The sequence below is a fragment of the Mesorhizobium sp. M1050 genome, assembly GCF_040318715.1.
Lineage (GTDB): Bacteria > Pseudomonadota > Alphaproteobacteria > Rhizobiales > Rhizobiaceae > Mesorhizobium.
The window spans coordinates 80,578-106,233 of sequence record NZ_JAMYMV010000004.1 but is presented as its reverse complement, the minus strand read 5'-3'; the positions used below and the strand labels follow the sequence as shown (position 1 = coordinate 106,233).

General features: G+C 62.8%; 23 protein-coding genes. 12 read left to right on the top strand and 11 right to left on the bottom strand.

Annotated features, from left to right (window positions below; genetic code table 11):
• Positions 1-67: 67 nt before the first annotated feature.
• Positions 68-922 (bottom strand): MetQ/NlpA family lipoprotein, encoded by an 855-nt coding sequence (locus NKH57_RS03855; protein WP_352728242.1) that lies wholly within the window; start codon positions 920-922, stop codon positions 68-70.
• A 464-nt stretch (positions 923-1,386) separates the two neighbouring features.
• On the opposite strand from NKH57_RS03855, the gene NKH57_RS03850 reads away from it, so the two are divergent.
• The 6 genes from NKH57_RS03850 to NKH57_RS03825 all read left to right on the top strand — a co-directional run bounded on the left by NKH57_RS03850 (position 1,387) and on the right by NKH57_RS03825 (position 6,744).
• Positions 1,387-1,875 (top strand): hypothetical protein, encoded by a 489-nt coding sequence (locus tag NKH57_RS03850; RefSeq protein ID WP_023761332.1) that lies wholly within the window; start codon positions 1,387-1,389, stop codon positions 1,873-1,875.
• A 256-nt stretch (positions 1,876-2,131) separates the two neighbouring features.
• Complete coding sequence (locus NKH57_RS03845) at positions 2,132-3,340, top strand: ABC transporter substrate-binding protein (RefSeq protein ID WP_352728246.1); 1,209 nt, start codon at positions 2,132-2,134, stop codon at positions 3,338-3,340.
• 11 nt (positions 3,341-3,351) lie between these two features.
• The gene (locus NKH57_RS03840; RefSeq protein WP_352601819.1) at positions 3,352-4,131 is read left to right on the top strand and encodes an ABC transporter ATP-binding protein; all 780 of its coding nucleotides are present in this window, start codon (positions 3,352-3,354) and stop codon (positions 4,129-4,131) included.
• Positions 4,124-4,834, top strand: coding sequence for an ABC transporter ATP-binding protein (locus NKH57_RS03835; protein WP_352941848.1), 711 nt, complete (start codon positions 4,124-4,126; stop codon positions 4,832-4,834). The genes NKH57_RS03840 and NKH57_RS03835 overlap by 8 nt, the downstream gene beginning before the upstream one ends.
• 7 nt (positions 4,835-4,841) lie before the next feature.
• Entirely contained in the window at positions 4,842-5,729 is an 888-nt protein-coding gene (locus NKH57_RS03830; protein WP_023761337.1) for a branched-chain amino acid ABC transporter permease, read from the top strand.
• Between the two features lie 43 nt (positions 5,730-5,772).
• Positions 5,773-6,744, top strand: a complete 972-nt coding sequence (locus NKH57_RS03825; protein WP_352942010.1) for a branched-chain amino acid ABC transporter permease — start codon at positions 5,773-5,775, stop codon at positions 6,742-6,744.
• 108 nt (positions 6,745-6,852) lie between these two features.
• On the opposite strand, the gene NKH57_RS03820 is transcribed toward NKH57_RS03825, so the two are convergent.
• On the bottom strand, positions 6,853-8,835 hold the full coding sequence (locus tag NKH57_RS03820; RefSeq protein WP_352941845.1) for a BTAD domain-containing putative transcriptional regulator: 1,983 nt from the start codon (positions 8,833-8,835) through the stop codon (positions 6,853-6,855).
• A gap of 155 nt (positions 8,836-8,990) precedes the next feature.
• Between NKH57_RS03820 and NKH57_RS03815 the strand changes: the two genes are divergently transcribed.
• Both NKH57_RS03815 and NKH57_RS03810 read left to right on the top strand, forming a co-directional pair.
• Positions 8,991-9,989 (top strand): DMT family transporter, encoded by a 999-nt coding sequence (locus tag NKH57_RS03815; RefSeq protein ID WP_352941842.1) that lies wholly within the window; start codon positions 8,991-8,993, stop codon positions 9,987-9,989.
• A complete protein-coding gene (locus NKH57_RS03810; RefSeq protein WP_352941840.1) occupies positions 9,973-10,836 on the top strand; it encodes a DUF1194 domain-containing protein in 864 nt (287 codons plus the stop codon). Before NKH57_RS03815 ends, NKH57_RS03810 begins: the two co-directional genes overlap by 17 nt.
• Positions 10,837-11,028: 192 nt before the next feature.
• Here the strand turns inward: NKH57_RS03810 and NKH57_RS03805 are convergent, their stop codons facing one another.
• The 7 genes from NKH57_RS03805 to NKH57_RS03775 all read right to left on the bottom strand — a co-directional run bounded on the left by NKH57_RS03805 (position 11,029) and on the right by NKH57_RS03775 (position 19,203).
• Positions 11,029-12,009: a 2-dehydropantoate 2-reductase gene (locus tag NKH57_RS03805; RefSeq protein WP_352941838.1), complete on the bottom strand. Its 981-nt coding sequence runs from the start codon at positions 12,007-12,009 to the stop codon at positions 11,029-11,031.
• Between the two features lie 2 nt (positions 12,010-12,011).
• Positions 12,012-13,538: an acyl--CoA ligase gene (locus tag NKH57_RS03800; protein ID WP_352941836.1), complete on the bottom strand. Its 1,527-nt coding sequence runs from the start codon at positions 13,536-13,538 to the stop codon at positions 12,012-12,014.
• Positions 13,539-13,629: 91 nt separating this feature from the next.
• Positions 13,630-15,216 carry a gamma-glutamyltransferase gene (gene ggt / locus NKH57_RS03795; protein ID WP_352941833.1) on the bottom strand — a complete coding sequence of 529 codons (1,587 nt, stop codon included), beginning with the start codon at positions 15,214-15,216 and terminating at the stop codon, positions 13,630-13,632.
• Between the two features lie 64 nt (positions 15,217-15,280).
• Positions 15,281-16,081: an ABC transporter permease gene (locus tag NKH57_RS03790; protein ID WP_352941831.1), complete on the bottom strand. Its 801-nt coding sequence runs from the start codon at positions 16,079-16,081 to the stop codon at positions 15,281-15,283.
• Positions 16,078-17,001 (bottom strand): ABC transporter permease, encoded by a 924-nt coding sequence (locus tag NKH57_RS03785; RefSeq protein ID WP_352941829.1) that lies wholly within the window; start codon positions 16,999-17,001, stop codon positions 16,078-16,080. The genes NKH57_RS03790 and NKH57_RS03785 overlap by 4 nt, the downstream gene beginning before the upstream one ends.
• The gene (locus tag NKH57_RS03780) at positions 17,001-18,083 is read right to left on the bottom strand and encodes an ABC transporter ATP-binding protein (protein ID WP_352942007.1); all 1,083 of its coding nucleotides are present in this window, start codon (positions 18,081-18,083) and stop codon (positions 17,001-17,003) included. Before NKH57_RS03780 ends, NKH57_RS03785 begins: the two co-directional genes overlap by 1 nt.
• A 79-nt stretch (positions 18,084-18,162) precedes the next feature.
• A complete protein-coding gene (locus NKH57_RS03775; RefSeq protein ID WP_352941826.1) occupies positions 18,163-19,203 on the bottom strand; it encodes an ABC transporter substrate-binding protein in 1,041 nt (346 codons plus the stop codon).
• Positions 19,204-19,443: 240 nt separating this feature from the next.
• On the opposite strand from NKH57_RS03775, the gene NKH57_RS03770 reads away from it, so the two are divergent.
• Complete coding sequence (locus tag NKH57_RS03770; protein ID WP_352941824.1) at positions 19,444-20,145, top strand: GntR family transcriptional regulator; 702 nt, start codon at positions 19,444-19,446, stop codon at positions 20,143-20,145.
• Positions 20,146-20,225: 80 nt separating this feature from the next.
• Positions 20,226-20,822 (top strand): TMEM175 family protein, encoded by a 597-nt coding sequence (locus tag NKH57_RS03765; RefSeq protein WP_352941822.1) that lies wholly within the window; start codon positions 20,226-20,228, stop codon positions 20,820-20,822.
• 29 nt (positions 20,823-20,851) lie between these two features.
• Here the strand turns inward: NKH57_RS03765 and NKH57_RS03760 are convergent, their stop codons facing one another.
• Positions 20,852-21,616 carry an SDR family NAD(P)-dependent oxidoreductase gene (locus tag NKH57_RS03760; protein ID WP_352941819.1) on the bottom strand — a complete coding sequence of 255 codons (765 nt, stop codon included), beginning with the start codon at positions 21,614-21,616 and terminating at the stop codon, positions 20,852-20,854.
• Positions 21,617-21,907: 291 nt separating this feature from the next.
• Positions 21,908-22,786: a LysR substrate-binding domain-containing protein gene (locus NKH57_RS03755; protein WP_352941817.1), complete on the bottom strand. Its 879-nt coding sequence runs from the start codon at positions 22,784-22,786 to the stop codon at positions 21,908-21,910.
• A 135-nt stretch (positions 22,787-22,921) separates the two neighbouring features.
• Between NKH57_RS03755 and NKH57_RS03750 the strand changes: the two genes are divergently transcribed.
• Together NKH57_RS03750 and NKH57_RS03745 are read left to right on the top strand one after the other, a co-directional pair.
• Positions 22,922-24,316, top strand: coding sequence for an FAD-binding oxidoreductase (locus NKH57_RS03750; RefSeq protein WP_352941815.1), 1,395 nt, complete (start codon positions 22,922-22,924; stop codon positions 24,314-24,316).
• Between the two features lie 25 nt (positions 24,317-24,341).
• Positions 24,342-25,547 carry an MFS transporter gene (locus NKH57_RS03745; protein ID WP_352941813.1) on the top strand — a complete coding sequence of 402 codons (1,206 nt, stop codon included), beginning with the start codon at positions 24,342-24,344 and terminating at the stop codon, positions 25,545-25,547.
• Positions 25,548-25,656: the final 109 nt, after the last annotated feature.

Genomic DNA, 25,656 nt, shown 5'->3' with positions numbered 1-25,656 from the left:
GAGTGCGGCCCGCGCGTGGCGCGGACCGCCTTGCTGTCAAAGCAGACGCTTGAGCGCCTGTATGTCCTCAATAGGCGCTGAGGCCGGTGCCCTTGTAGACCTTGTTGAACTCGGCTTTCACCGCCTCGTTCTGGTACGAAGCCACCAGCGTTTTCACCCAGGCCTCGTTCTCGTTGCCGGACTTCACCGCGATGAAGTTGCGGTACGGATTGTCGGCAATGGGCTCCTGCGCGATGCGGTTTTCCGGCGTCAGGCCGCTTTTTAGCGCCCAATCGGTGTTGACCACGGCAGCGTCGAGATCCTCAACCGAGCGTCCAACGATGCCTGCGTCCAACTCCTTGATTTGGACCTTCTTGGGATTTTCCGCGATGTCGGCAGTGGTGGCCAAGATGCCGGTGGCGTCTTTCAGCTTGACCACGCCTTCATTCTGCAAGACGCGCAGCGCCCGGCCTTCATTGGAGGGGTCGTTCGGAACGCCGATGACCGCGCCCTCGGGCAGCTCGGCGACCTTGGTGTACTTCTTCGAGTAGAGACCGATCGGCCATACGCCGGTGTAGCCGACGCGGACGATGTGATACCCTTGAGTCTTGATCTGGTTGTCGAGATAGGGCTGGTGCTGGAAGGCGTTGGCGTCGATCTCGCCACGCTCCAGCGCCTCGTTGGGTTGGGTGTAGTCGTTGAACACCACGGTCTCGATGGCGAGGCCCTTTTCGGCAGCCTGGGCGACGACGACCCGCCACACATCCTCGTCTTCGCCGCTGATGATGCCGACCTTGATCGCCTTCTTGTCTTCGGCGAACGACGCGCCGGGCGCCAACAGGCTGCCAATCGCGACGGCCGAGGCAAACAGCAGAGCAAGGCCACTGCGCCGGCTTAGGGGTGACCAGAGGGAAGAGGGCGAAGTGTTTTTGAAGTCGGTCATGATTGATCTCTGCGGTTGTGAAGTCATCGCGGCCAGGCGGACTGCCTAAGCCTTGGTCGCATCGTCATAAATTCTATCGATTATATCAAAGAACGCATTTCGCCGTTCCCACCACAGCCAGGAATATTCTCTCAAAAATTTCAACGAAGAGAGAACAGGACGGCTTCGGCCGACCGCAGCGGTGCACACAGCATCGACGACCCGCCGCCTTTTACGATTCTTTCGCACGAGTGGGAGACGCCCGGCCGCTGGTGGCGGAAGCAGTTGCGGGGGCGGTGACCGGATGATCATGGATGCGACCCTTGCGGCTCACGTCCGGTTTCCGACCACCACCCCGGCGCACGTCCCAGTGGCCGGCCATGATCCAGCCATGGCAACTTTTTCGTGAAGCTGCACGGGTTGATCCGATAGCCTGTTTGCCTAGGTAAAGAAGCGGCGGGGGCCATGCAAATCCGACAGTCGGTATGACATTTTCCTCGATTCGAAAGCTCGCCATTCCTGTTCTCTTCGCCGGTATCCTGTCTTCCTGCGTCGTTCCCGACGATACGTCACGCATGGCCAAGGCTGACCCCACAGCGTCGGCGGCCCGCAAGGAGATGGTCGGTCTCAGCGAAGCCGACGTTCGAATGTGCGCCGGGTTTCCGACCGCCACCGCGGACGCTGGCCGCTCGGGCCAGATTTGGACCTACAAGCGCATCGTTCAGCGCGGCAATCTAAGCATTGTCGTTCCAACCCTGGCGGTCGGCGCGATCCCGGCGGTCGGCGGTTCCGTCAATGTCGCTCCCGGCGGTTATTGCGATACGCAAATCCGCATGGTCGACGGCCGCGTTGCCGAAGTCGCCTACGCCGGCGACAACAATCTGCCGAACAGGCGCGACGCGCTGTGCGTCAGCACGGTGGATGCCTGTGTTGCCTATGCCCGCCAACACAGTCAGAGGCCGGCGGCCAGATAGCCGGCGGCAACGAAAACCGCGACGGCAGGCCGTGGTGCTCGACCTGTTGAAGGAGTTGCAGCGCGCGTTCGCCGTCGCCATTCCTGTATCTCGGTCTGTGTCTGCATTGTCCGCGTAATGGCGCCAAAGTGCGCCGCTTCGGCCATGAAATGCGCAATGGCCTCTTGCCGATCATGCTCATCTTCCTAATGTTCGTCTTGCCGATGATCGATCGTGGAGGGCCGGTCGGCTTCATCGTGATGGGAGGAAGTAGACCATGAAGGCATGCTATTTCGTTTCTGCCGCCCTTCTCGCCGCTGTTGCAAGCTCCGCTTCGGGTGCCGAGATTTCCGATGGCAAGGTCAAGATCGGTATCCTCAACGACCAGTCGGGCGTCTATGCCGATTTTGGCGGCAAATGGTCGGTCGAGGCCGCCAAGATGGCGGTCGAGGATTTCGGCGGCAAGGTGCAGGGAGCGCCGGTCGAAATCATCAGCGCCGACCACCAGAACAAGCCTGACATAGCCTCCAACATTGCGCGGCAGTGGTATGACACCGAACAGGTCGATGCCATCATGGAACTGACCACCTCTTCGGTCGCGCTCGCCGTCCAGGGCATTTCCAAGGAGAAGAAGAAGATCGACATCGTTACCGGTGCGGCGACCACGGAGCTGACCGGCAAGCAGTGCTCACCCTACGGTTTCCACTGGGCCTATGACACCCACTCGCAGGCGGTGGGAACCGGCGGCTCTCTGGTGCAGCAGGGCGGCGACAGCTGGTTCTTCGTTACCGTCGACTATGCATTCGGCTATTCGCTGAAGGAGCAGACCGCGAAGTTCGTCGAAAGCCACGGCGGCAAGGTGCTGGGCGAAGTGCGTTATCCCCTAGGGGCGACCGACTATTCGTCCTTCCTGCTGCAGGCGCAATCGTCGGGTGCCAAGGTCATCGGGCTGGCCAATGCCGGCCTTGATACTTCCAATTCCATCAAACAGGCGGCCGAATTCGGCATCGTCCAAGGCGGCCAGCGTCTTGCCGCACTTCTCTTCACGCTGGCCGAGGTGCATGGGCTGGGCCTTCAGGCGGCGCAAGGCGTCGTGCTGACCGAGGGCTTTTACTGGGATCGCGATGACAAGAGCCGCGAATTCGCGCAGCGCTTTTCCAAGCGCACGAACCGCATGCCGAACATGATCCAGGCAGCGACATATTCGGCGGTGACGCAATACCTGAAAGCGATCGACAAGGCCGGCACCGACGAGACCGAAGCCGTCGCCAAGCAACTGCATTCGATGCCGGTAAACGACGTTTTTACGGCCAACGGCAAGGTGCAGGCGGACGGCAACATGATTCACGACATGTATCTTTATCAGGTCAAGTCGCCAGCCGAGAGCACCAAGGAGTGGGACTACTACAAATACCTCGCCACCATTCCCGGCAACGAGGCCTTCCTCAGCGAGAAGGAAAGTGGCTGTTCGACGGCCAGCCAGTGATCGGCGCGGCCATGGCGCCGCCTGAGGTGAACGCGAACGAGCCGCATGTGGTGCTTTCCGCCCGCGGGTTGCGGCGCGACTTTGCCGGCTTCGTCGCCGTCAAAAATGTCGATCTCGATGTCCGCCATGGCAACATCCATGCGCTGATCGGACCCAACGGCGCCGGCAAGACGACCGTCTTCAATCTGCTCACCAAGTTCCTGGCGCCGACCAGCGGCAGGATCGAACTGCTCGGCCACGACATCACCCGAACCTCGCCGGCCAGGGTCGCGCGCATGGGTCTGGTGCGCTCGTTCCAGATATCGGCGATTTTTCCGCACCTCAGCGTACTCGACAATGTGCGCGTCGCGCTGCAGCGGCCGGGCGGGCTCAGCGTCCAGTTCTGGCGCTCGCTCGCGGCGCTCGATCGGCTGACGCCGCGCGCCGAGGAACTGCTGCGGTCGGTCGGTCTCGACGACGCCAGGAACAGGCTTGCCGGCGATCTTTCCTATGGCAGGAAACGCGTGCTCGAGATCGCCACGACACTGGCGCTCGATCCGAAAGTGCTGCTGCTGGATGAGCCGATGGCCGGCATGGGACATGAGGACGTGGCCACGGTTTCCGACCTCATCCGCTCGGTGGCACGGGATCGCGCCGTGCTGATGGTCGAGCACAATCTGACTGTCGTCGCCGACCTTTGCGACTGGATAACGGTCATGCAGCGTGGCGAGGTGCTGGCGGCCGGCGACTACGCCACCGTCAGCCGCGACGAACGCGTGAGGGTCGCTTATATGGGCACCGCCGATGACTAGCGCCGCGCCCCTGCTTGCGGTCAGCGGTCTCAACGCCTGGTATGGTGAGGGTCATGCGCTGCACGGCGTCGATCTGGAGGTGTTTGCCGGCGAGATGGTCACGCTGCTTGGCCGCAACGGCGTAGGCAAGACGACGACGCTTCGCTCCATCATGGGGCTGATCCGCAAGCGAACCGGCCGGATCGCTTTCGACGGCAAGGATCTGATGCGGGTGCCGCTGCACCGCACCGCCCATCAAGGAATCGGCTTCGTGCCGGAGGAACGCGGCATCTTCGCGACGCTGACCGTGGACGAGAACCTGGTGCTGCCACCGGTCGTCGCCGAGGGCGGCATGAGCGTCGAGGAAATATTCGAACTCTTCCCCAATCTGAAGGAGCGGCGCAACAGTCCCGGCACCAGGCTGTCGGGCGGCGAACAGCAGATGCTGGCGATTGCGCGGATGTTGAGAACCGGCGTGAAAATGCTGCTTCTCGACGAGCCGACGGAGGGTCTCGCGCCCGTCATCGTGCAGCGCATCGGCGAGTTGCTGGCGACGTTGAAAAAGCGCGGCATGACGATCCTGCTGGTCGAGCAGAACTTCCGCTTCGCCAGCCGCGTCGCCGACCGATTCTATCTGATGGAGCACGGCAAGGTCGTGGCAGGGTTTCCGGTCGGCGAACTGCCGGACCGCATGACGCTGCTGCACGAAGTCCTGGGTGTATGATGGCGCCATGACGATGATCTTCGGAATCCCCGTTCAGGCCTTCCTCGGACAGCTGCTGGTCGGGCTGATCAACGGCTCGTTCTACGCCATGCTGAGCCTCGGCCTGGCCGTCATATTCGGCCTGCTGCGCGTCATCAATTTCGCCCATGGCGCCCAGTATATGTTCGGCGCCTTCGTCGGCTATCTGCTTCTCACCCATCTCGGCATCGGCTATTGGCCCGCTTTGATCCTCGCGCCGCTGATCGTCGGCGTCTTCGGCATCGTCGTCGAGCGCCTGGCACTGTCGAGGCTGTACGATCTCGATCCGCTCTACGGCCTGCTCTTCACCTTCGGTCTCGCGCTCGTGCTCGAAGGCATATTCCGCTACTATTACGGCGTCTCGGGAAACGCCTACGCCGTGCCGCCGCTGCTTTCCGGCGGCACCAATCTCGGCTTCATGTTCCTGCCCAACTATCGCGGCTGGGTGGTGGTCGCCTCGCTGATCGTCTGCTTCGGGACCTGGGCGCTGATCGAGAAGACCAGGCTGGGGTCCTACCTGCGCGCGGCAACCGAGAATCCCCGCCTCGTCCAGGCTTTCGGCGTCAACGTGCCGTTGCTGCTGACGCTGACCTACGGCCTCGGCTCCGCGCTTGCCGGGCTTGCCGGTATTCTGGCAGCACCCGTCTACCAGGTGAGCCCGCTGATGGGATCGGACCTCATCATCGTCGTCTTCGCGGTCGTCGTGGTCGGCGGCATGGGATCGATACTCGGCGCGATCGTCACCGGCTACATGCTCGGCCTCGCCGAAGGCCTGACCAAGGTCTTCTACCCCGAGGCCTCCAACCTCGTGGTCTTCGTTATCATGGCCATCGTGCTTTTGGTCCGGCCGGCCGGCCTGTTCGGAAGGGACGCCTGAGATGCCGGGAGAGACATCCGAGATGTCGGAAGCGACATCTGACATGGACGACCTGACACGTCGCGAGAAGCCCGCCAGGACCTCGGCAAGGCTTGAATGGACGCTGGTCGGGCTCGGCATCGTGGCGCTGCTGGTTGCGCCTTTCCTGATCTATCCGATCTTCCTGATGAAGATGCTGTGTTTCGCGCTGTTTGCCTGCGCGTTCAATCTTCTGCTCGGCTATACCGGGCTCCTGTCGTTCGGCCACGCCACCTTATTTGGTGGCGCCGCCTACTTCACCGCGCATGCAGTCAAGGTCTGGGGCTGGCCGCCGGAAGCGGGCATCCTGCTTGGCATGGCGGGCGCGGCCCTGCTCGGCCTTGTCATGGGCTTTTTCGCCATTCGCCGGCAAGGCATCTATTTCGCCATGATTACGCTGGCGCTGTCGCAGATGTTCTTCTTCTTCTGCGTGCAGGCGCCCTTCACGCAAGGCGAGGATGGCATCCAAGGTGTTCCCCGCGGCATCCTGCTTGGTATCCTCGACCTGAATGTCTCGCTGAACATGTATTATTTCGTGCTTGTCGTGTTCCTGGTCGGCGTCTTCGCCATCTGGCGCATCGTCAATTCGCCGTTCGGCATGATCCTGCGCTCGATCCGGGAAAACGAAAACCGCGCCATTTCGCTGGGCTATTCCGTCGCCAACTACAAGCTGGGGGCTTTCGTCATGTCTGCGGCACTGGCCGGGCTGGCCGGCTCGCTCAAGGCGATCGTCTTCCAGTTCGCCACGCTCACCGACGTCACCTGGCAGATGTCGGGCGAAGTGATCCTGATGACGCTTCTCGGCGGTATCGGCACGATGGTCGGGCCGATGATCGGCGCAAGCCTGGTCATCGGACTGGAGAACACCCTTGCCACCTCCGGCTTCCCGGTGACCATCGCCACTGGGCTGATCTTCATGGTGTGCGTGCTGATCTTCCGGCGCGGCATCGTCGGTGAATTTTACGCGCGGGTGATCAGGCGGGCGGGGAAGGAGTGATCAGTTCCGGATAGGTTTGGATGCGGTCCAGCGGTCCTGAAGGATCTGCAGGACGCGTTGCGCCCGACCATGCTGTTCATTAGCAACGATCTGCTCTTCGCGACCTCCTCAGGAGCTCGGAAGGCCAGCCCTCGACAGCATTTCAAGGAATCTCGCGTGATGATGATCCTTCACATAGCGCGGCACAAAGCCGGGGCAGACATTACCCAGGTTGAGATGCGGAAGTTGTGACAGGCAATGATGGATGGCCCGCGAGGCCTCTTCGTTGTTTCCGGTTGCCGACGCGGCAGCAGCCCAGTAGAGGGCGCCGCGAACGAATCCCGGCTTTGTCCTAACCACCCTGCGGGCGGCTTCGAGCGCCCGCCGATCGTCTCCGCCGGCGAACAGTGCAACAGCCAGGCCATGGTGACGCCAGAAGTCGATGACGTCATGCGTTCCGAGCCGGATTGCCTCGTTGGCTTCACGCACTGCTTCACCGACCTGTCCGCGTAACGCAAAGAGCATCGAAATGTCGCCATGGCCGGTCGGATAGCTCGGGTTGAGGCTGATCGCATGTTGGCACTCGGCGATCGCCTCGTCGATGCGACCGGAACTTTCGAGAGCGAATGACAGGATGCAGCGGGCAATTTCGTCGTCAGGCACTGCCCGAACCGCTGCTTCCGCAAGCTCGACCGCACGCTCGATTTGCCCTGGCTCCCGGGGCAGCGAGCCAAACGCCACGCCCATGGAAATTACGACCGAGAGCGTTCGCTTCGCACGAGCGTTGTCGGGACCTATCGCGACAGCCTTCTCGGCAAGCTCTATCCCGACCAACAGCGAATCCCGGGTCATCTCAAAATACTTCATGAGAGCTTCGTTCACCAGCCTGCGCACTTCAGGGGGACCGGGTGGGCTCTTGTCACGGACTTTCCAGTTGGTCAGTTGAAGGTCGAGGATCACGGCCAGCACAACCGCCTGAGCGATCCTGTCCTGGAATTCGAGCGCGTTCTCGGAGTGGCCGTCGAACTTCTGGGCCCAGACGTTATGGCCGCCGGCGGCATCGACAAGCTGGATGTTCACCCTCAGTCCATTGCCGGATCTCTGGACGCTGCCGCTGAGCACATATTGCGCCCGAAGCATTCCCGGGATTTTGATTTCTTCAGCAGGGCCGCTCTTCTCCACGGGTGGAAATGCGGAAAGCACGATATAGTCGGCGACCTCGGAGAGGGCCGTGGTGATGTCCTGGACCAGTCCCTTGGCGAAAAAGTCGTCGCCTTGCTTTCCCGTCAGATTGATGAAGTCGGCAACGCTGATGGATGGGCGCCCGAGGCGCTGGCTGGCTGGAACAGCATTTGCCGGCTGGGCATTTGAGGCCGTGGCGACGGCAGACAGCACGGATTGCCAAAGCGCTCGCGTCTGCGGGCCGACGTCGACGCCGAGCTCCTTCTTCAGCATGCTTCTACAGGCCTCGTATGTCCTAATCGCCCTGTCGTGTTGACCACATGCGAGGAGCAATTCCATCTTGAGCCGGTAGGATTCTTCCCGCGTCGGCTCCATGGCCAGAACACGATCGACCAGGATGACCCCGGTTTCCGCGTCGACGAGGCGGGCCAATTTTTCGAAGGCCTCAAGTGCCCGGCTCAGCAGCCTGTCGCGTTCGGATGCGACCCAGTCATCGAACCCACTGCTTCCCAGATAAAGCCCGTCGAGGAACGGCCCGGTGTAGTTCGCCAGAGCCTTTTCGAGTTCCTGCACGGAACGGGCCGAGAGGCCTGCTTCGAATTCCTCCACGTCAACTCGAACCGCGTCTGGCGCGAGGCCGATTAGGTCCCCGCGGGAATGGATAAGATCCACACCTGCGCGTGACAGATCCCGACGCAGGACACTGAGCGTTTGCCGCAGGCTATTGCGCGAGTGTTCGCTATCGCTGTCACCCCAAAACAGATCAGCCAGTCTCTCCCGTGTCGCCACCATGCCTGGACACCGGGCCAGATAGGCAACGATCGCAGGACCTCTTTTCCCTGTCAGCCGGAGCGGATCCGCCGATCCATTTTCGATCCGGAAACCACCGAAGAGTGAGATTATATTGGCGCCGCTGCCCTCATTTTGCATTTGCTCTTCCAGCCTGACGAAATTCTAACTCAAAACTAACGCTTCGGAACTCTAGCGCCCCGCACTCAAGCGCTGTCGTGACGCAAGGTCAATTAGCCTTCGCTGAATTAGGGCCAACCGAGTCAGCAACAGGCTTTGGCTCGAGGGGGTGGCGGGTGTCCAAGACTAGAGCCAATTTGCTGCTGCTGTTTGCAGCCGCTTTGTGGGGCCTCGGCAATGTCGCGCAAAAGACGGTGCTTGCTCATCTCGACCCGCTGAGCGCCGTCGGCCTGCGCTGCCTGATCGGTGGGCTGCTTGTGCTGCCTTTCGTCTTGACCGAAAGGCGACTGCCCGCCGGGCCGGGCTATCTTTCCAGCCTGGCCATGGTGGGCGTTCTGTTTGCCATCTCCATCACGCTTCAGCAGCTTTGCTATCTCGGCGCCACGGTCACGAATGCAAGCTTCCTGGTGAGCACGGCAACGGTGATGACACCACTGGCCGCCTGGCTGCTCATCGGCGAACGTCCGACAGCGAGCCTCACCGCTGCCGCCGGGCTGACCGTGGTCGGTGCCATGCTCTTGTCCGGCGGGATCGCCGGTCTCAGCAGCGGTGATCTCACCGCCATCCTGTCGGCTGGCTGCTATGCGCTCTGGATGGTCGAGCTTGGTCGGCACATGCAGGCTCATGCGCGGCCGTTCACTGCCGCGGCGACACAGTTCCTCGGCGCCGCCGCCTTCGCCCTGCCGCTCGGGGCACTGCAAGGCAACCTGTCGCTGGCCGCAGCATTTGCAGCCGGTCCGGAACTGGCGGTCCTCGGCGTATTCTCCACCGCAATCGCTTTCGGCATGCAGATTGCCGCCCAGCGCTTCACCTCCGCCAGTCATGCCGCTGTGATCGTCAGTGCCGAAAGCGTCTTCGGCGCCCTCGGCGCGGCGATCTTCCTCGGCGAGCGGAATTCGCCCACGGGTGCACTGGGTGCTGCCATCATTCTCGGTGCGATCCTGTGCGTCGCAATGTCGAACCGAACGCCGCAGGCATGCGCGCCCTTGTTGGCCCGCCCGGTTCAACCCTTCGACGCGGCCTATGCCATTGCCGCTACTCCAGCAGCCTGGCCAGGCGATCGAGCCGCCGTCAATTCAGGTCCAATGGAGGAATGTGATGACCCTTGCGGTTGATGCGAACGTATTCCCAACCCGACGGCCGCCCCGCACGTCTGCAGCGGCTGGCTTTCGCCGGCAGGTTCGGCGATCGACCAGAGAACCGGCTAGACGGATCAATTCGTATTTGAGAGTGGCGGGGACACTTGCAGCTTCGGTGTTTTGGGGACTGCAGGCACACGCAGCCGACGTTGATGTTGCCGTTGTATTCGCTGTCGACTTCTCGTCCTCGATCGATCCAGAGGTTGCCGATCTACAGCGCGAGGGTCATGCCGCGGCGCTTACTTCGCCCGAGATCATCGCGGCCATCACGCGGAACTACGTTGGCTGCATCAGTGTGGCCTACTTTGAATGGTCGAGTCCCGGGCACACACGCATTGTGCTGCCGTGGACAAGCATCTGCGGGCTGGAGGATGCCAGAGCGGCCGCGTCGGTGATCAGCAAGAAAGGCGATACCGGCTTTACCCGTAGAGGGCGAAGAGGAACATCCGTTTCCTCCGCTATTGACGTCGGTAGTCTTCTGCTCGACCAGTTTCCGGGAAAGGCGGCCAAGAAAGTAATCGACATCTCTTCCAATGGCGAGAACAACGATGGGCTTCCTGTTCAACCGAGCAGGCTGAACGCCATTGCCAAGGGGTATACGATCAACGCGATCGCCATTCCAACGCAAGATGAGAATCCCGATCAACCGTTGGCATCTTACTTTGCCAAATCGGTCATTGGCGGTTCGCAAGCCTTCGTCATAACGCCGAAGGGGCCAAACGACTACGCGATTGCCCTTCGCCGCAAGCTGGTCACCGAAGTAAGCATGGACGTCGGCCGACAGTTCCCGCCACCGGCCGATGATCGCACTTCAAGCCAGTGATCCCGGAACCTTGAGGAGAGTTGAGCCTAAGCCGGCCTGTCCCGAGCTGGGCGGTATTGGTCGACGATCGCAACGGCTCCGTAAGTAAAGTGGTCGTTAGCCGTTGCAGCGGATGCCGCCATCAACCAGAGCGCGCCCCTGCACATCATTGGGACAGAGCAGCGGCTTCAAGGCCTAGACGCTCCGCGCCTCTCAGCCATAACACCCGCGCTCCACCGCCAGCCGCCGCACCAGCGCCAGCACGGCGTCGATGGTCGGCGTCGGTCTGTCCGTCAGCCGGCCGAGTTCCTGGACGGCCGTCACCAGCGCGTCGATTTCCATCGGCCGCCCGCGCTCGAGATCCTGCAGCATCGAGGTCTTGTGCTCGCCGACATCGCCGGCGCCCTTGATGCGCCGGTCGACCGCTATGGGAAAACGCACGCCGAGGCTTTCGCCGATCGCTTGCGCCTCCAGCATCATTGTGCGGGCGAGCGTGCGGGTGCCCTCATCGGCGACGATCGCCGCCAGCGTGCTGCCGGTCAGCGCCGAGATCGGGTTGAAGGAGAGATTGCCCCACAGCTTCACCCAGATCTCGCTGCGGATGTCGTCGCGCACCGGCGCCTGCAAGCCGGCCTTGACCATTTCGTCGGCCAGAAGCGTGACCCGTTCGCTGCGCTCGCCGGAGGGTTCGCCGAGCGAGAAGCGCTTGCCCTCGACATGGCGGATGAGGCCGGGGTCGTCGACTTCGACGGCGGGATAGACGACCGAGCCGATGACGCGCTGCGGCCCGATCCGCGTCCAGATATTGCCGCCGGGATCGACCGCGCTCAGCCTGGTGCCTTCAAGCGGCCCGCCGACGCCGTGGAAATACCACCACGGCACGCCGTTCTGCATGGTGACGACCGATGTGTGTTCCCCGAGCAGTGGCGCGATCTGGTCAAGGGCCGGGGTGAGGGAATGCGCCTTCAGCGCCAGCACGACATAGTCCTGGGCGCCAAGTTCCTCTGCCTTGGCGGCGGCCCGGACAGGGACCGAAATTTCCCGGCCATCCTCGATCAGGCGCAGGCCATTTGCCTTGATCGCTCCCAGATGGGCGCCGCGCGCGACGATCGAAAGATCGGTCCGCCCAGTGATGGCAAGCTTGGCCGCGAGATAGCCGCCGATCGCGCCAGCGCCGAAAATGGTGATCTTCATCGTCAAAGCCCGAGTTTGGCGGCGAGGCCGATGCGCTGCAATTTGCCGGTCGCGCCCTTGGGAATCTCTTCCAGGATCAGGATCTTGCGCGGCACCTTGAAATCGGCGAGCCGCGTCGCGGCATAGAGGCGGATGTCGCCCTCGGTGGCAATGGTACCGTCGCGCAGCACCACCGCCGCCGCCACCTCCTCGCCGAGCTTGTCATGCGGCATGGCGAAGGTGACGACCTGCGCCACCGCCGGATGGTCCATCAGCACATCGTCGACCTCGAGCGGCGAGATCTTTTCGCCACCGCGATTGATGATCTCCTTGAGCCGCCCGGTGACCCGGAGATAGCCGTCCTCGTCCAGCACGCCCTGGTCGCCGGTGTGGAACCAGCCATGTGCGAAAGCCGTGGCGTTGGCATCCGGGTTCTTCTCGTAGCCGGCGGTCACATTGGGCCCGCGAATAACGATCTCGCCGGTCTCGCCAGCCTCGAGCAGCCGCCCGTCGGGCGCCATGACAGCCACGTCCGGACCGGCGGAGGCACCGACGCTGCCCGGTTTGCGCCGGCCCGGCGGCAACCGGTTCGACGCCATCTGGTGCGCCGCCTCGGTCATCCCGTAGGATTCGATGACCGGGCAGCCGAAGGTCGCCTCGAGTTCGGCCATCACTTGCGCCGGCAAAGACGCCGAGGACGAACGGATAAAGCGCAGGCGCGCCGTCGCCAGCACCTCGGCATTGCGCGCTGCGCGCGGCAGGATCGCCTGATGCATGGTCGGCACCGCCGTGTACCAGCTCGGTTGGGCCTCGCTCAGCCACTGGTAGAAGCGCAGCGCATTGAAGCCTGGCGTGCAGAAGATGCTGCCGCCTGACGCCAGCGACGACAGCACGGCCGCGATCAGGCCGTGAATGTGGAACAGCGGCATGATGTTGAGACAACGGTCATCGGCCGTCAGGCCAAGCGTCGCGCCGATGTGGGCGGCGGAGGCCGCGATGTTGGCATGGCTGAGCGGCACCAGTTTTGGACGCGATGTCGTGCCGGAGGTGTGCAGCAGCAGCGCGATGTCGCCCTCCTGCGCCATGTCAGGGGCTGCCGGCGGTGCGACCGCCGCGCCTTCGATCGTGAAGCTGCCGGCGGGCGCGTCAGGCTGCGCGACAAGCCGCAGCACGCCGATGCCGAGGCGCTCGGCCACCGTCACCGCGGGGCCAGTCTCGCCCTCGGCGACAAGGATCGCCTTGGCGCCGATATCGGTCAGGTAGAAATCGAGTTCGTCGGCCCGGTAGGCGGGATTGAGCGGCGCTGTCGAGGCGGCGGCTGCCACGGCGACGAAGGCGGTGGCCATCTCCGGTCCGTTCGGCAACACGATGGCCACCCTGTCGCCCCTGCCGATGCCACGCGCATGCAGCTGCTCGGCCGTGTCGGCGATCAGGCCGCGCAACCCGCCATGGGTGAGCGTTGCCCTGTCGGGTGCGGAAATCGCCGGCGCATCGTCGACGCCGGTGGCGAGGCGGCGAGAGAGGTCTTTGGGTTTTGCAATATTGGTCATGATCACCGGTTGGATTTCGAACGACTATTGGCGGCACCCTCGCTAACGGGCTTGCCTCGATATGGGATACGCCATTGGACAACGGATCGCTTCAGTAGCCAAGCGCCAAACCATCCTTGCGCGGATCGGAGGCGCCGGTCAGCGTGCCCTTCTCCCAATCAATCAACACCGCTTGTCCGCCGCCAAGCGGATGATGCGGCTCGGTGACGCGGTGGCCGCGCCGGCGCAGGCCCTCGATCGCCTCGCTGGGAACGCCACGCTCGGCCTCCACCATGTTGTCATTGTAGAACACCCGCGGCGCGTCCAGCGCCTGCTGCGGGTCCATGCCGAAATCGAGCATGTTGGTGAGCAGATGGACATGGCCGAACGGCTGGTAGCCGCCGCCCATGACGCCGAACGGCATCACGACGCGGCCGTTCTTCGTCGCCATGCCCGGCATGATCGTGTGCATCGGCCGCTTGCCGGGCGCGATTGCATTCGGGTGCGCCGGATCGAGGCGGAAGCTCGAGCCGCGGTTCTGCAGCACGATGCCGGTCTTCGGGCTGACCACGCCGCTGCCAAACGAATAGTAGGTCGAGTTGATGAAGGAGACGGCGCTGCGGTCGCGGTCAACGATGGAGATGTAGACCGTGTCGCTGCCTGGCAATTCCACGCGCGGCAGATGCGTCATGGCGCGGTCGCGGTCGATCTCAGCGCGCAGCCGGTCGGCATAGGCGCCGGACAGGAGCTGCTTGACCGGCACCGGGACATGATCCTGGTCGCCGACGTAGCGGTCGCGGTCGCGATAGGCCAGCCGCCCGGCCTCGATCTCCAGATGCAAGCGTTCCGCGCCATTGGGGTCGAGCCCGCCGAGCTTGAAGCCCGACAGCAAATTCAGCATCAAGAGCGCCGTCAGCCCCTGATTGTTCGGCGGCATCTGGTGGATGTCATGGCCGCCATAGGAGGTGCTGACCGGCGCCACATAGTCGCCGCTGGTCGCGGCAAAATCCTCGGCCGAATGAAGCCCGCCCAATTCGTTGAGCCGGCTCACCATGTCGTCGGCGACGGCACCCTCGTAGAATCCGGCACGGCCCTGCCTGGCGATGATGCGCAAGGTGGCCGCCAGTTCCGGCTGGCGGTGGACATCGCCGGCCTGCGGCGCCTTGCCGCCGGGCAGGAAGATGCGCGCGGCATGCTCGTCGGCCGAAAGGTCGGTCTCGGGTTCGGCCCAGTCGAAGGCGACGCGGTCGTGCACGACATAGCCGCTTTCGGCATAGTGGATGGCAGGCGCCAGCGCTTCGGCCAGGCCCTTGCGGCCATGATCCTCCAGCAGGCGGCTCCAGGCATCGACGGCGCCCGGCACGGTGACCGCATGCGGGCCCTGCAGAGGGATGCGGTCGAAGCCTTTCTCCCGATACCAGTCGACCGTCGCCCTGGCCGGCGCGCGGCCGGAGCCGTTGAAGGCCAGCACATTGCCTTGTCCCGCCGGGCAGTAAAGTACGAAGCAGTCGCCGCCGATGCCGGTCGACTGCGGTTCGACCACCGCCTGCACCGCGGCGGCGCAGACCGCGGCATCCATGGCGTTGCCGCCGGAGCGCAGCGTGTCGATTGCTGCAAGGGTAGCAAGCGGATGCGAGGTCGCTGCCATCGCCTCCGTCGCACGAACCGGCGAGCGGCCGGGAAACTGGAAATCACGCATTCTGTCTGGATATCCCCTGGTCACGTCTGCAAATTGGTCACTTCTGCGAATTGGTCGTCAGAATTCAATGCCGCCGGCCGAAGATCTGCGCAACCGACAACAGCGCGACCGAGAGCACGATCAGGCAGGTCGAGATGGCGGCGATCGTCGGGTCGATCTGGTCGCGCAGCGCATTGAACATGCGGCGCGTCAACGTCGTCGTCTCGCCGCCGGATATGAACAGCGAAACCACAACTTCGTCGAAGGAGGTGATGAAGGCAAACAGCGCGCCGGAGACGATCGAGAAGCGGATCTGCGGCATGGTCACCTGCCAGAAGGCGGCGACGCGTCCGGCGCCGAGGCTGCGCGCCACCCGCTCCTGGTTCATGTCGTAGGAACGCAGGCCCGACAGCACCGTCAGAACCACCAGCGGCAAGGCCTGCACCGTATGCGCGATGACCAGCCCGGTCAGCGTGTTGTTGAGCCCGATCCGCGCATAGAGGAAGAAGGTGCCGATACCGATCAGGATCACCGGGACGATCAGCGACGCTGTCAGCAGCGCGTTGATGGTGCCGTTGAAGCGCAGCGTTCCCCTGTTGATCGCGTAGGCTGCGGCGGTGCCGAGCGGTGTCGCGACGAGCACTGTCATGACAGCCACCTTGACCGAGACGATCGTGGCATCGCGCCATTCCACCGACTGGAAATAGGTCTGGTACCAGCGCAGCGACCATTGCTGCGGCGGGAACTGCAGCAGCGTCGAGTCCGAGAACGACATGATGACGATGATGATCGATGGCGCGATCAGGAAGAGAAGCACGAGGCCGCCGAGCCCATAGAGCCACAGCCGTTGCCGGTGCGAGATCGGCAGGCCGACATCCCCACTCATCGTGAACTCCACACACCGGTGGCGCGCGCGCCGAGCAGCCACTGGAACAGGCCGAGAAGCGCCAGCGTGACCACCAGCAGCACCACGCCAAGTGCGGCACCCGCTCCCCAGTTGGAATAGAGGCTGGTGGTCTGTTCCATGCGCATCGCCCACATGATCACCTTGCCGCCGCCCATCAGCGCCGGGGTGACGAAGAAGCCGAGGCACAGCACGAAGACGATGACCACGCCCGAGGCGAGGCCGGGCAGCGACAGCGGAAAGAAAATCTGCCGGAAGGTGGCGGCCGGACCGGCGCCAAGGTTCATGCCGGCGCGCAGGCAGTCGGTATCGATGGTTTTCATCGAGGCGTAAAGCGGCAGCACCAGGAACGGCAGCAATATATGCGTCATGCCGATGACGACGCCCGACAGATTGTTGGCGAGCGACAGCGGCTGGCTGATGACGCCGAGGTCGATCAGCCAGCTGTTGATCAGCCCCTTGCGCTGCAGGATCACAAGCCAGGCATAGGTGCGTACCAGCACCGATGTCCAGAACGGCAGGATGACGAAGATCAGGCAGACCGATGCCGCCCGGCGCGGCAGTTGCGACAGCATGTAGGCCAGGGGATAACCTAATAGAACGCAGGCGCCGGTGACGATGAAGGCCACCTTGAAGGTGGTGACGAACGTCTTGATGTAGGAGGCCTGCTCGAAGAAGCGCGCATAGTTGGCGGCACTGAAATCGCCGGCCTCGTCGAACAGCGACAACCAGAACAGCCAGCCGATCGGCACGATGATGATGGCGAAGACCAGAAACAGGCTTGGCGACAGCAGCGCCAGCAGCCGCAACGACTCGCGCCGCGCATCGGTTCGCAGCGCCTGTATGTTCAGGATCTGATCCGCGCGGCCAGTCTCTTCCATGAGGGCGGGCTGCGCGCTCATCAATCCGCCGCCACCAGGATGGTGTCCTGCGCATCGAGGCCGAGGCTTATCCGCTGGCCGGGAGCAGGCATTTTCGCCAGCACATCGCTGCGGCAATAGTCGCGCAGCGTCAGCTGGCGGCCATCGCGCAACAACGCGTAGCAGACGAAGCTGTCGCCCTGGTAGATGATGTCACTGAGCGTCGCATCGAGCACATTGACGCCGCTCGCCGGTTCGGCACTTGTCACCAACCGCAGCTTCTCCGGCCTCACCACAATCAGGTGCTGGCCCGATACAGGCGCCGGCGCTGCGGTGTGGATTCGTCTGTCCTCGTACCAGACGGACCCATTGCGGCACTCGACGGGAATGAAGTTCGATTCGCCGATGAAGCCGGCTACAAACCGCGTTCGCGGCGTGGCGTAGAGCGTTTCGGGCCGGTCGAGCTGCTCGATGCGCCCGGCGTTCATCACCGCTATACGGTCCGACATGGTGATGGCTTCGCGCTGGTCGTGCGTGACATAGACCGTGGTCATGCCGAGCCGGCGGTGCAGGCTGCGCAGCTCGATCTGCATATGCTCGCGCAGGCCCTTGTCGAGCGCCGACAGGGGTTCGTCCATCAGCACGATGCGCGGCTCGAAGACGATGGCGCGCGCCAGCGCCACGCGCTGGCGCTGGCCGCCGGAAAGCTGGTCGACCCGGCGCTCGCCCAGGCCCTGCAGCTTCACCAGATCGAGCGCCTTCTCGACACGCTCGGCCATTTCGGCGGCGGCGACGCCGCGCTGCTTCAGCGGAAAGGCGATGTTGTGGAAGACGTTCATATGCGGAAACAGCGCATAGGTCTGGAACACCATGCCGATGTTGCGCTTGTGCGGCGGCGTGGTGATGATCTCGTCGGTGCCGACCTTGATCGAGCCGGCATTGGCCCGCACGAAGCCCGCCAGGATCATCAGCAGCGTCGTCTTTCCGGAGCCGGAAGGGCCGAGCAGCGTCAGGAATTCGCCGGCCTCGACATCGAGGTTCAGGTCGCGCAGCACCGGCACGCTGCCAAATCGTTTCTCGATCCGGCGCATGCCGATCGGCAGCGCGGATGGCGCAATTGACAAGATCATCGTCTCCTAAAGGCTGAGGCGGCAGAAGCAGGGCGAAGCACCGCCCTGCCGTGGTTTGGGTTGTGGCCGCGGCCTATTGCTGGACCAGATTGTTGAACTTTTCCGTCGCCTCGACCAGATTGTCGCGCCAGAACTCGGCGTCCTGCAGCGCCTGCTTCTTGACGTTTTCGGGCGCCGAATTGATGTCCTTGATCCTCTCCTGCGGGATCTTGCCGGTCTCGAAAGCCTTTTCGTTGACCGGCCCATTATCGACATAGAGCGGCAGATTGGCCTGCAATTGCGGGCTGACGAACATCGCCAGCGCCTTCATCGCCGCTTCCTTGTTCTTTGCACCCTTGGGAATGACCATGCAGTCGGCGGTCAGCACGCCCTGGTCGAAGGAGAAGCTGACCGGCGCACCCTGCTTCTTCAAGGTGCCGGCGCGGCCGTTCCAGATGCTCGCCATGTCGACTTCACCATCCTTGACCAGCTGCATGGCCTGGGCGCCGGAGGTCCACCAGGCATCGATATGGCCGCGGATCTTGTCGACGGATTTCAAGGCACCGTCGATATCGACCGGATAGACCTTGTCGATCGGAATGCCTTCGGCAAGTGCCGCGACGCTCAGCGTTTCCGTCGCCTGGCTGCCGCTCAGCGCGCGACGTCCCGGAAATTTCTCCACGTTCCAGAAATCGGCCCATGTCTTCGGCCCTTTGTCGCCGAAGACATCGGTCCGGTAGATGAGCACGACCGACGTGTAGGAAATGCCGACCCAGTCGTCATGGACCAGCTTCGGGTTGATGCCGCTCTTGTCGATGATGCCGTAGTCGAGCTTCTCGAACAGCCCTTCCTTCGAGCCGCGCGCGCATTCGTCGGCGCCGAGCTCCGTGATGTCCCACTTCACCGCATTGCCGGTCACCTGCAGCCGCACGTCGTCGAGGCCGTTGGTGGTGTCTTCCTTGATGGTGATGCCGAGCGCATCGGCGGTCGGCTTGAAGAACGCCTTTGTCTGCGCCTCCTGATAGGTGCCGCCCCACGAGGCAACGGTGATGGTGTCGCCCGCCATGGCGGGAGCTGCGAGCGAGGCCATGAGGCCGGCAACCGCAACGACGCTAACGCTTCTGATCCTGTTCATGTTTCGGCTCTCCAACCGGTGTTCCCATTTGTTTTTGATTTCGCATGCGATTTTGTATACAATTTTGAGTGTAGCTTGGGGATCGGTGATGTCAACACCGTCCTGCACGATCGGATTGTACGCGCTTCGTGCCGGACAGATGGCGAGAGATGGCCTCGTCGGAGACGTGGCAAATTGCGCCGACTGCGACTACAGCTATGCGTGTTCCGGCTGAAAGACCGGAGAACTGGGAAGGGAACCTTGGCCAAGGAAACCAAAAATACGCTGCGCGACTCGGTCTACTCCGCGCTCAAGGCGATGATCGTGACCGGCCAGATTCCGCCGGGCTCGCGCGTCACCGAAAACGACATCGCCGCGAAGCTCAATGTCAGCCGCACCCCGGTGCGCGAGGCCTTCAACCGCCTCGAGCGCGACGGCCTGGTCACTGGCCGGCCGCGTCAGGGCTATGCCGTCACCGAGTTCGACATCAACATGTTCCGCGAGGCCTTCGAGATCCGCGAACTGCTCGACGGCCATGCGACCGAACTGGCCGCGACCACTGCCTCGGAACAGGACAAGGCGCGGCTGCGCGCCATGCTGGTCGAATGCGAGCGGCTGGCCGCCATTCCGGATCGCACCAACAGGGAAAAGTTCCAGGAACTGGAAGTCGGCATCGACCTGCACCGCGTCATCGCCGAAATCAGCGGTAATGTGATGCTGCACGGCATGCTCTGCGGCATCCTCGACAAGTGCCAGCACTATGTCTGGACAGAACTCCTGTGGCTGGACGAATGGAAGATCGCCCGCGACGAGCACGCCGAAATCGTCGAGGCGATCTGCGCCGGCGACGCCGCCCGCGCCGGCACCCTGGCCCGCGCCCATGTGCGCGCATCGCGCGACAATGTGCTGCGCCTGCTGCAGGCCAAGTTGGACTATCGGAATTTTCTGGCGAAAGCGTCCTGAACGGGGCCGCTGCGCGGGCATGGATATTGCCGTCGACAACGCTACTATAAGCGCGACGAACGGCAACAAGGACGCTCTAGGTGCTTCCCTCGACAGGGCTCGATCGGTTGAGCGCATTTTCGGATGGCGTGTTCGCTGTCCTCATCACGGTGCTGGTCCTCGACCTGCGCCCGCCGGAGCTTCCAACCTTCAAGGCGCTTCTGGAACTGTGGCCGACATGGCTGAGCTATGGCGTGAGCTATCTCTTCATCGCCATCGTCTGGACGAACCATCATCATCTCTTGCGCCACGCGAGGGAGGCAACGGCCAGCCTGATGTGGTACAATTTCGCCCACCTGTTCTCGGTTTCGTTGCTGCCGCTGGCGACCGCGTGGATGGCGGTCAGCGAGCTGGCGGCGCAGCCGGTCGCTTTCTATGCGGTCGTCTTCTTCCTGGTGAACCTGACCTATATTCTTTTGATCCGCGAACTCATCGATCCGATGCCGACGCAGGAGGTTCCGCTTGACGTGCGAAGGCGCATGCGCATCCGCGGGCTCGCGACGCTCTGCCTTTTCGCAGCGGCGGCACTGGTGGCCTTGAAATACCCGATTGCCGGACTGGCAATCTGCTGCTGCTGCCTGGCCGTCTATCTCAGGCCGCAAGCGCCGGGGGCGGGGAAGGGCTCGCGCAAAGGCTAATTCTCACGCCCAGACGCCCGATAGAACCTTCAGCTCTTGCGCTCCTGAAGGCTGTTGCCGCCGTCGACCACCAGCAGGGCGCCGTTGACATAGCTGGCGCCTTCCGAGGCCAGGAACACCACCGCGGCAGCAACCTCATCCGGCCGCCCGGCCCGCGCCGGCGGCGTGTGCAGGGCAGCTTGCCGCTCCATCTCGCTCGACGACCCAGTTTCGATCCAGCCGGGAGCCACCGCATTGGCCGTGATGCCGTGTCTCGCCACTTCCAGCGCCAGCGTGCGCGTCAAGCCGACCATGCCGGCCTTGGCGGCGGAATAGGCTGATGTGCCTTCGAAGGAGACCAGCGGCCCGGTGACCGATGCTACATTGACGATGCGCCCGTAGCCCGCTTCGGCCATCGCCGGCAGAAACGCTTTCGTGACGAGGAATGCCGTCTTCAGGCTGACGTCGATCCCCTGATCCCAATCGGCCTCGGTCATTGAGAGAAACGCCTTGTCGAGCGATGGCGATGCCAGCGAGCCCATGCCGGCATTGTTGACCAGTATATCGACCGCGCCGACATCAGCCTGCAGCCGCGCGACATCGGCGGCTTTGGTGAGATCGGCAATTGCGGCGTTCGCATCGATGCCTTCGGCACTAAGCTCGGCGGCGCGATCCAGCACACGAGCACTGGCACCGGTCAGGAAAACGGCATGGCCGGCACGGCCGAGCTGCCGGGCAACGGCAAAGCCGATGCCGTCGGCAGCGCCGGCTCCGGTGATCAAGGCGCGCCTGATATGGGTAGGAGGATGGGTCAAATCAGGCTCCGCGGGTTTCCGCCTGTCCCGCACTGTCGCAATCAACGAACCATAGTCCATGGATGAATTTGGCGCGCCGTCACAGGTGATGATGAGAACTATGTCTACGCGATTGCCCTCTAAAGCGACACTCGGAAGCAGACCGGAACTTGCTGAAATCACGGCGGGTTTCCGGCCGCTTCCTCCCACGCCGTCAAACGGCTGGAAGAAAATCTGTTGGACGTCTTCGCTGCCATGGCCCCATCCTCTTGAGAGCCAAGCTTGGCGCGGCTCATCCCAGATTCGACAGTCTCATGCGACGGTTCTCATCCACGCCAGGAAGGACTCTATCACCGCGGATCTCGGACTATGGGGCATCCATACGATATAAAAACTGTAGCCTGGCAAGGATAACTGATGCGCTTTGACGAGCGAGCCGTTTTCCAGTTCACGGCCAACCACGACGTCACTACAGATCGCAATGCCTTGCCCGGCGACAACCGCATCGATCGCATGCAGTTCCTCGCGAAAGCTCAAATCCCAAGCTTTGTGCGGGATTAGGTCTGGATCGATTGAACGGGCCGTCGCTAGCCACCGGGGCCAGGTGGGAGCGTCCGGATCCCGGTTCATCCAGTCGAAATGGATCAACGGATAACGCAGGAGATCAGCAGCACGCTCAATCGTTCGCCCGTCGCTTGCCAATAATCGGGGACTGCATATGGGAAAGAAGGAATCACGGCATATCTCCTGCGCGGCAAAGCCCAAAGGCGAGCGACGCGTGTAGCGGATCGCCACATCTGCGGCGCCGGCACGTAAATCGAGTACTGCGTCCGTCCCGATGATATCCAGTGGTACGGCCGGGTTGGCCTCTCGCCATTTAGGCAATCGAGGCACCAGCCATCGACTCGCGAAAGCGTTTGGGCTTGTCACCCGCAATGGCGCTTGAAAATCTGGCTCGGCGACTACGGCAAGGGAGCCGGAGAGAAGATCAAAGCCGTTGCGGAGTATAGGAAACAGTCGCGTTCCCGCACCCGTCAGCACGAGCGGGCGCGGTCGGCGCTGGAACAGCTTGCGACCGCATATCTCTTCCAACAAGCGGACTTGGTGGCTGATCGCTGTCGGCGTCACGCCGAGTTCCGCCGCTGCGGCTTTGAAGCTGCCGTGCCGAGCGACGGCCTCGAAGGCGTGCAAGGCGCGGAGAGGCGGGCAGTTTCTCATGCCGGCAGTGTAGATGAGTTCCTCTCATCTAGCAGCTAAGAATTTCGCTTTTGCAGAAGGTTGCGTCTCTGTGAGATCATAGTCCTGCCAGAACCGAGGGCGATACCGATGGAGATTCCGCGACAGACCGAGGCGCTATTGGGCCGATCCCACTCTCCGAGTGCGGCGATTGAACAGCTCCGGCAAGGCTTGCGGGGCGAACTGGTGTTGCCGACGGACGCTACCTACGACCAGGCGCGCGGAGTCTGGAACGGGGCGATAGACAAACACCCTGCTGCAATTGTCTTTTGCGCCGATCCCGCTGACGTCGTCCATGCCGTGACCTATGCCAGGTCACAAGGCTGTCTCGTGGCGGTTCGCAGCGGCGGCCACAACGTCGCCGGTCTGTGCGTCTGCGACGATGGGATGGTGATTGATCTATCACGCATGAAGAAGATCGCAGTCGATCCTGGGCGTCTCATTGCCAGGGCCGAAGCTGGTCTGACCCTCGGCGAGTTCGACGTAGCCACGCTGGCCCACGGCCTTGCGACGACCATGGGCGTCAACAGCGACACTGGTATTGCCGGCCTCACGCTGGGTGGAGGCTTCGGCAAGCTCGGACGAAAGCACGGCCTGAGTTGCGATAATTTGATCGCGGCTGAAATTGTCACGGCCGACGGACGGCTGTTGCGAACAAGCGCCAGCGAGTATCCCGAACTGTTCTGGGCCTTGCGAGGGGGCGGGGGCAATTTCGGCATCGTGACGACGTTCGAATACCGGCTGCACCCGCTTAGCCCGAACCTTCTCGTGGGCTCGGTGCTTCACGATTACGATCATGCGCGCGAGGCCATGCGGTTTTACGATGGATTCTCCCGCGACGCCCCGGACGAGGTGAGCGTCGATGCCGCGCTCGTCACGCTGCCCTCGGGCGAGCGTGCCTTCAGCATCTCGGCTTGCTATGTCGGGTCGCCCAAAGCGGGCGAACCAGTCATCGCACCGCTGATGAAATTCGGATCCCCCATCGACAGTCGCCTTCAAGCCATTCCTTATCTTCAGATCCAATCGGCGGCTGACAGCCTCTTTCCACGCGGGCGACGCTATTACTGGAAAGCGCAGTTCATGCGCGAGATCAGCGATGGCGCGATCGAGGCCCTGCTCGACGCTTACGCGCGGGCTCCCAATCGCTCCTCCCTGTTGGTTTTCCAGCAGGTCGGCGGCGCGATCGCTCGCATGCCCGCATCGCACTCGCCCTACGCCAATCGCGATGCGGCCTTTGACTGCTTCCCGATCGCGATCTGGGACGATCTGGCCGATGACGAGGCAAATACCCGCTGGGCGCGCGACCTGTGGGATGCGGTCAGACCATTCTCGACCGGTGGCGTCTATGCCAACAATCTCGGTGATGAGGGTGACGAGCGCGTGCGTGATGCCTACGGCGCCAATTATGCGCGCCTCGCTTCTATCAAGAAGCAATACGACCCGACCAATTTCTTTCGATTGAATCAGAACATCAGGCCTGAATAGTTCGGAACAAACATAGCGGGGAACCGTGCGCCGTCGCTGGACGACCCTTGCTGTCCTGTTTGTCGCCCGCGCCGCAATGGCGTTTCAGTTTCAGAGCGTCGGCGCCGTCGCGCCTCTTATCAGCGATAGCGTCGGAGCGAGCCTGGCCGACATCGGCATTCTAATCGGCCTCTATCTTGCACCGGGAGTCGCATTGGCCCTGCCTGGCGCGACCATCGGCCAGCGCTATGGCGATAAGGCGACCGTTCTTGCCGGGCTCCTGATGATGCTGGCGGGTGAAATGCTGATGGCGGCATCGCCGTTCTGGAGCCTGCAGGTCGGCGGTCGATTGATAAGCGGCACTGGCGGCGTTCTCCTGAACGTCCTGATGACCAAGATGGTCGCCGACTGGTTTGCCGGCCGGGAAATCGCAACCGCCATGGCCATCTACATCAACTCGTGGCCAGCAGGCATCGCTATCGCTCTCATGCTGCTGCCGGCAATCGCAACGACATTCGGAGTGACCGCCGTTTCGGTCCTGGTCATCGTCGCCATCGGCCTGATGACCTTCATCTACCGCACCCCGGAGGTACTGCCCGCTGGTGGCGTCGAACGCTCTGGCATTTCGGCGGCGACAACCTATGCCCTTATTGCCGCCGGCCTGATCTGGTGCCTCTACAATGTCGGCTTCGCAATGGTCTTCAGCTTCGGGCCGTCAATGCTCGTCGAGCGCGGGTGGTCCAACTCTGCGGCGGGATCGACGATCAGCGTCGTGCTTTGGCTGGCCACGCTTTCGGTCCCCCGGGGTGGCTTCCTGACCGATCGCACCAAGCGTGGCGGCGTGGTTCTCGCCACGGGCTGTGTAGGCTTTGCATTTCTGATGCTCCTTCTGTCGAGAAGCGGACCAGTGTTTGCCCTCATCATCGCCATGGGGATCGCAGGCGGGGTTGCCTGCCGGCGCGATCATGAGCTTGCCGACGCGCGTGCTCAACCAGAAGACGCGCTCGATCGGGATGGGGGTGTTCTACACCGTCTACTATGCCGGCATGCTGGCTGGGCCGACGATCGGCGGCAAACTTGCAACCTGGGCCGGCAGCTCGGCCGCCGCGCTCGATTTCGGCGCTGCCGTGCTCCTTCTTTGCCCTCTCCTCCTTTGGTCATTCCACCGGATCAGCCGCCTCCCACAGACGATGGTGGTGGTTACATACAGGCAAGGCGGCTAGCCGGGCTGGGACCGCCGTATGCTCGATGATGGGAAACGGCGGTCTATGGCGTTCGCACATCAGGACGATTTAGAGTCAAATGGCGCGCCAGCGTGGATGAAACTGATAGCTACATTTCCGCTGAAGTACTTTGACATT